The organism is Syntrophomonas sp. UBA1041 (genome assembly GCF_002316705.1).
Taxonomy (GTDB): domain Bacteria; phylum Bacillota; class Syntrophomonadia; order Syntrophomonadales; family Syntrophomonadaceae; genus DTU019.
Genome location: NZ_DCEA01000047.1, coordinates 1719 through 8040, shown reverse-complemented (window position 1 = coordinate 8040; position 6322 = coordinate 1719). Strand labels below are relative to the sequence as shown.

Here is a 6322-nt window from a genome sequence, read left to right as displayed (position 1 = left end):
ATCTGCCGCCGCCGGGTTATAACCATGCGGCGGCTTTATTGTAGTACGAAAACTCCCGGCTGTGCCGGGAGTTCAAAAAAGCTTTAGTGGTGACCAAAAATGCGGGCTAAACCTTACTCACAATCCTTCCGCTTTGGTTTCAAAGCAAAAATAGGCAGCTTCCATGAAACGAGAAGGAATTTGGCAGGGAGGGGGCGCAGCCCTCTCCCGTATTGATTCCCTTCCGCACCAAAATGCTTTCGATTTTTACCTTGTTTTGTGTGCGGGAGGGGGCAGGGGGTGTGAAAGATTGTTGCAAGCGTAAGAAAGCCCGGAGCGCCTTGAGGCGCAGCCAGTAAAACAGGGCTTTGCCCGCATATGAAGAACCCTCGGCTTTGCCGGGGGGGTGACTATTGAAACAGACGGGAAGGGCTATTGTCTGGCATCGTTTTTAATCATCACACAGGGAACAAAATGTTTTTGACTGCCCGTAAAGGGGATAGGGCCATTACTGGTTATGGTTAATATTTAATTGGGCGTTTCGGAAATTTTCTTGTTTTGTATTGACAAATCCAGCTGGGCGGTATATGCTTACCTTAAACAAAACGTTTCGTTATATATGCAAACATGTGCAAAAAATATATCCCATATTTTAGTAAAACGCTGAATTTAATTTATCTATATGACTACTTTTATGCTTTTCAGTGATATTTTTCAGTGATAAATTAGACCAAAATCGGTAGCTTCGGAATCATAAAACGTTTCGCAATATCTTAGGCACTAAATTGATTTTTGCACAAAGCCAAATAACCGGAGAAATGAAGCCGGGGAACAATAAAGGAGAACATGGAACCATGAAACGTCAAGATATGAATCGTCAGTGGAGATTTCAATCTTCCCGGCTGCCTTGCGGCATGGTGGATTTACCGCATGATTTCAGCATTCTGCAAAAAAGAGACCCGAAGACCCCGGGAGGGCGCGGCACCGGATTTTTCCCCGGCGGTGAAGCGGAATACAGCAAAACACTGGCTGTTCCGCCGGAATGGAAGGGTAAAAAAGTTATCCTTGAATTTGAAGGCGTGTACATGAACGCGACCGTCAGGCTGAACGATCAAATCGTAGCGCAGCACCCGTATGGTTACACGAGTTTTCACTGCAACCTGACGCCTTTTCTGAAATATGGAAAAGAAAATGTGATCACTGTTCAGGTGAATAATAATGCTTTGCCGAATTCCCGTTGGTACAGTGGTTCTGGAATATATCGCCCCGTTTGGATTATGGTGGGGGAAAGCCTTCATGTGAAGCCGTGGGGCGTCTATGTCACAGCGCCGGAAGTTTCTGTGCATTCCTCAAAAATTCTTGTCAAAACAGAGGTGGAGAACAGTGGAACGGAAAGTGCAGCCGTTCGGGTGCGCTCCACTCTTCTGGATGCGTGCGGTGCCGCCGTGGCTTCCGGTGAAACTGAGCTGCAGGTTGCGGGGAATTCTGAAGGAACGGCAGAACAGAATATTTCCATTTCACCGGTTTGTCTCTGGTCAACGGAAGACCCGTATCTTTATACATTAAAGAGCGAAATAATAAAGGACAGCGCAGTTATTGATACAGCAGAAACACCTGTTGGGATTCGCTCAATTTCTTTTGATTCCCAAAACGGTTTTCGCCTTAACGGAGTTTCGATGAAACTGAAGGGTGGCAATGTTCATCACGACTGCGGAATTCTTGGGGCGGCTTCTTATGCCCGTGCGGAGGAGCGCAAAGCAGAACTGCTTAAAGCAAACGGTTTCAATGCGGTCCGGTGTGCCCACAACCCGCCTTCTTCCAGCTTTTTGGATGCCTGCGACCGTCTCGGCATGCTGGTCCTTGACGAAGCGTTTGACTGCTGGCGTGAAAGCAAAAATCCGTACGATTATCATTTGTATTTTAACGACTGGTGGAAACGCGATATGGCATCGATGGTGCTGCGTGACCGCAACCATCCCAGTGTGATCCTGTGGTCAACGGGAAATGAAATTCCCGAAAGAGACGGCCGGTCGGAGGGCTACGATTATGCCAAAAAACTTGCGGATTATGTGCGCTCGCTGGATAATACCCGCGCGGTAACAAATGCTATTTGCTGGCCGGCTCCTTCTTTAGGGTTTTCCCCGCTTAATATCGATATGGATGCGCTTTCCAAAGATTTTGATCTATGGGGAGAAACTACGGAGAAGTTTGCGGAGCCGCTGGATGTTGTCGGCTATAATTACCTGCTGGAACGTTACGGGAAAGACGCGGAAAAGTATCCGAATCGGGTTATATGCGGTACGGAAAGTTTTCTTGGCGACTCATTTAAGTACTGGGAAACGGCTGATCAATACCCGAATGTTATCGGTGATTTTTATTGGACCAGCATGGACTATCTTGGTGAAGCCGGAATCGGTGGCACCAATTATGAGGAGGACTCCTGCTCACCGGGCGAGTATCCGTGGCATCAGGCTTTTTGCGGCGATATCGACATCTGTGGTTTTAAAAGGCCGCAGTCGTATTACCGGGACTGTGTCTGGGGAATTTCGAAAGCTCCGTACATCGCCGTATATAAACCTGAAAATCATGGAAAAACCGCAAAGGCCTCCTATTGGGGCTGGCAGGACGTAGTTTCGTCTTGGACGTGGCCGGGATTTGAAGGCAAACCGACAGTGGTTGAAGTATACAGCGAAGACGATAAGGTGGAGCTGTTTCTAAACGGTAAAACCCTGGGACGAAAACCTGCGGGTAAAGAAAATGGGTATACGGCTACATATGAACTGAATTACGAGCCGGGCACCCTTTTGGCGGTAGGGTATCGTTCGGGCAGCGAAGCCTCGCGCTCCGTGCTGAAAACCGCGGGGAAGCCCGCAGCGATTCGGCTGACACCGGATCGAGACTCACTGAAAGAACAATTCGGGGATTTGTCCTATGTCACGGTGGAACTGGAGGACACACAGGGAAACATCGTGGGAAATGCGGACAACGAAATTCATTTTTCCGTTTGCGGAGTTGGCAGCCTGCTGGCAGTTGGCAGCGGAAATCCCGTCAGCGAAGAAATGTATGTAGGAAATGTGCGTAAGGCTTACCAGGGACGTGCGATGGTGGTTATAAGGGCGGATGGAAAAGCCGGAGATATTGTTTTAACTGCCGTGTCGGATGGAATTCCGGCTTCCAGCGTTACCATACGCGTACATTGAAAATCGGCGCTGTGGATCGGAAGAAAATCAAAGAAACAAATGACATTCAGAGGATGTGTAATATTAGATCAATTCAAATTTTAACGGGGAGGGTCAGTGTTGAGTAACAGTGCAAAAGCCAATTCAGAACCAAACGTTAAAAAAATATCGTCATGGCATTCTGGTAAGCAGAAAGAAAGGTTCAAGTTGTTTTTAATCGCTTTGCCGTTTCTTTGCCTCGTTTTTCTGTTTGCCTATTTGCCTCTTTACGGGTGGCTGTATGCGTTTTATTACTACGAGCCGCCGTTAAAATTGAGCCAGTGCACCTTTGCTGGACTGCATTGGTTCCAGTATTTGGTCTCAAATACAGTCCAGGTAAAAACGATTCTGAATGTTCTGCGCAATACGTTTGCAATCAGCGGCCTTGGCATTCTGACGTCATGGGTGCCGATGGTCTTTGCCATTTTCCTTACTGAGATCAAGTCCGGCAAAGTCAGAAAGGTGATACAGACGTGCACGACTCTGCCAAATTTCATTTCATGGGTTTTAGTATATTCTATTGCATATGCGCTCTTTTCTTACAATGGGCCCATCAACAATTTGCTGACGTCTATGAACATCATTCCAAGTAATATAAATTGGCTGGCTCAAGATAATCATACATGGCTTGCCATGACTTTATGGGGAATGTGGAAAGGCACAGGCTGGGGCGCCATCCTGTACATGGCGGCAATTGCCGGGATTGACCAGGAACTGTATGAAGCGGCGGCCGTTGACGGAGCGGGGCGTTTCAGGATGATATGGAACATTACACTTCCCGAACTTCTTCCGACTTACTTTGTATTGCTGGTGCTGAGCATTGCCAATTTTCTAAATAACGGTTTTGACCAGTATTATGTGTTCCAGAACTCGTTTAACCAGGAGCATATTCAGGTTTTGGATCTTTACGTTTATAATTTGGGCATTGGATCGTCAAGTTTCTCACTTGCCACCGCAATCGGTATTTTGAAGTCGTTTGTCAGTATTGTTTTGCTTACTTTGGCAAACCGGGCGTCAAAGTGTATCCGTGGCTCGACAGTGATTTAAGGTATAAACGGAGGTTATGGAAATGATTAATGTGGTAAAGCGCAGATCAAAAGGCGATGTCGTATTCAACATCATTAATTATACCGTGTTTATCCTTATAACGCTGATTTGTGTCTACCCTTTTTACTATATTTTTATTAACACAATCAGCTCAAATGATTTGAGTGCGAACGGGCAGATTATATTTTATCCTCAGCAAATACATTTCTCGAATTATCTGCGCGTTTTTCAATTAAGCGGTTTGGGTACGGCGGCAATTGTGTCGGTTTTAAGAACGGTTATTGGAACCATTGCAGCGGTTTTTGGCTCGGCAGTGCTTGGCTTTTTATTTACCAAAGACATGTGGCATAAAAAATTCTGGTACAGGTTCGTTGTTTTGACCATGTATTTTAACGCCGGCCTGATTCCACAGTTTATGACTTTTAGAATGCTCGGCCTGACCAATAATTTTCTTGTCTATGTTCTTCCTGCCATTGTTGGACCCTTTAATGTTATCCTTGTAAAGACGTATATTGAGTCTTTGCCCCCCTCGCTGGAGGAAGCGGCAGAAATAGACGGTGCCGGCGTCATGACGGTTTTTTCTAAAATTGTATTTCCGCTTATCAAGCCGATTATTGCAACAATTGCTATTTTTTCGGCGGTTGGGCAGTGGAATTCCTTTAGTGACACTCTGATTTACATCACGGATTCTCATCTGTATACGCTTCAGTATATTCTGTATACCTATATTAATCAGGCGAATTCTCTCGCTTCAATGGTCAAGCAGGTATCGGGGAATAATACGGCAGAGTCCATAACAAACGCGGTTACAGCCATAACGCCCACTTCCATAAAGATGACGGTTACCATGATCGTAGTGCTGCCAATTCTGTTTGTCTATCCGTTCTTTCAAAAGTACTTTACAAAAGGTATTATGATTGGTGCAATTAAGGGCTGAGTCACGGTTTCCTATTATTGTGTCAGCAAATCGTTTATAGGGTTTCTAGGGAGGTGGAAGAAATTCTGTAAGCGGTACTGAAATAAAATAAATAATGTATCAGGGAGGTATTTTAATGAAAAAGTCGCGCAGTATCGCCGCGTTGTTGTTAGCGGCAGCAATTTGCTCTTCTTCGTTTGCCGGTTGTGCCTCGAAGACAGACAGCACTTCCTCTGCAAACGCAGCGTCAAGCCTGACAGACGACGGGAAAGCCGTAACCCTCACGGTCTTTTCCACCCAGGCAAACTATCAGGGTGAACTGAAAGGCTGGGCAGGCAAATTACTCAAAGACAAATTTAATGTTACGCTCAACATTATTGCACCGAATGTCGCGGGCGGCGGAGACACGCTGTATGAGACAAGAAGTTCGGCAGGTGACCTCGGTGATATTGTCATGATTAGCCAGGATAAGATTACAAAAACCTTGAAAGCCGGGCTGTTCTATGACATGAACACCAGAAATTTGCTTAAAGACTATGGCAAAAATCTGGAACAATTTTCAAAGGCTATTAAAAAGGATCAGGATTATTATAAAACCGGTTCGCATGTTTATATTATTCCGGACGAGATATCAACACTTTCGCCTACGAATGTCCCCAAGAGAGGCGATACCCTTTATGGATTATATACCAGATGGGATTATTATGAGAAGCTGGGATATCCGCAGCTAAACAGTATGGACGATGTCGTTAACATGATGGTGTCGATGCAGAAACAGAATCCGAAGGATGAAAATGGGAAAAAGACTTATGCCATGGCCCTGTTCAAGGATTGGGATTACTATCTGATGAACGCAGGAACCAGTATCGGTCCTCTGTTTGGATATCAGTATCAGAATCTGTGCGAGTATAACACCGATGCTACTCAGGTGAGGAGTATCCTTGACGAAAATTCTTACTACCTGAAAACGCTGAAATTTTTATATGACTTAAATAAGAAAGGGCTGCTGGACCCAGACTCCGCGTCGGAGGACTTTAGTACGGTAGGGACGAAATATCAGAATGGGCAGTTGCTTCTTGGATTCTGGTCATACAACGGGGAAGCGCAGTTCAATACTCTCGATCACATGCAAAAAGGGCAGGGCTTTGAAATGGTTCCTCTT

4 protein-coding genes are annotated in these 6322 nt (G+C 45.7%); all 4 read left to right on the top strand.

Annotation, left to right across the window (positions count from 1 at the left end; translation table 11 throughout):
* The first annotated feature begins 833 nt into the window (after window positions 1–833).
* Window positions 834–3179 carry a glycoside hydrolase family 2 TIM barrel-domain containing protein gene (locus B2633_RS07240; protein ID WP_483169933.1) on the top strand — a complete coding sequence of 782 codons (2346 nt, stop codon included), beginning with the start codon at window positions 834–836 and terminating at the stop codon, window positions 3177–3179.
* A gap of 99 nt (window positions 3180–3278) precedes the next feature.
* Window positions 3279–4244, top strand: a complete 966-nt coding sequence (locus B2633_RS07235) for an ABC transporter permease (RefSeq protein ID WP_483169932.1) — start codon at window positions 3279–3281, stop codon at window positions 4242–4244.
* A 22-nt stretch (window positions 4245–4266) separates the two neighbouring features.
* Window positions 4267–5181 carry a carbohydrate ABC transporter permease gene (locus B2633_RS07230; protein WP_483169931.1) on the top strand — a complete coding sequence of 305 codons (915 nt, stop codon included), beginning with the start codon at window positions 4267–4269 and terminating at the stop codon, window positions 5179–5181.
* 115 nt (window positions 5182–5296) lie between these two features.
* Window positions 5297–6322: type 2 periplasmic-binding domain-containing protein (locus B2633_RS07225; RefSeq protein WP_483169930.1), on the top strand; the 1026-nt coding region annotated here is incomplete at its 3' end.

Coding starts and splice junctions, on each gene's coding strand:
- B2633_RS07240 (WP_483169933.1), top strand. CDS start 834: ATGAAACGTCAAGATATGAATCGTCAGTGGAGATTTCAATCTTCCCGG.
- B2633_RS07230 (WP_483169931.1), top strand. CDS start 4,267: ATGATTAATGTGGTAAAGCGCAGATCAAAAGGCGATGTCGTATTCAAC.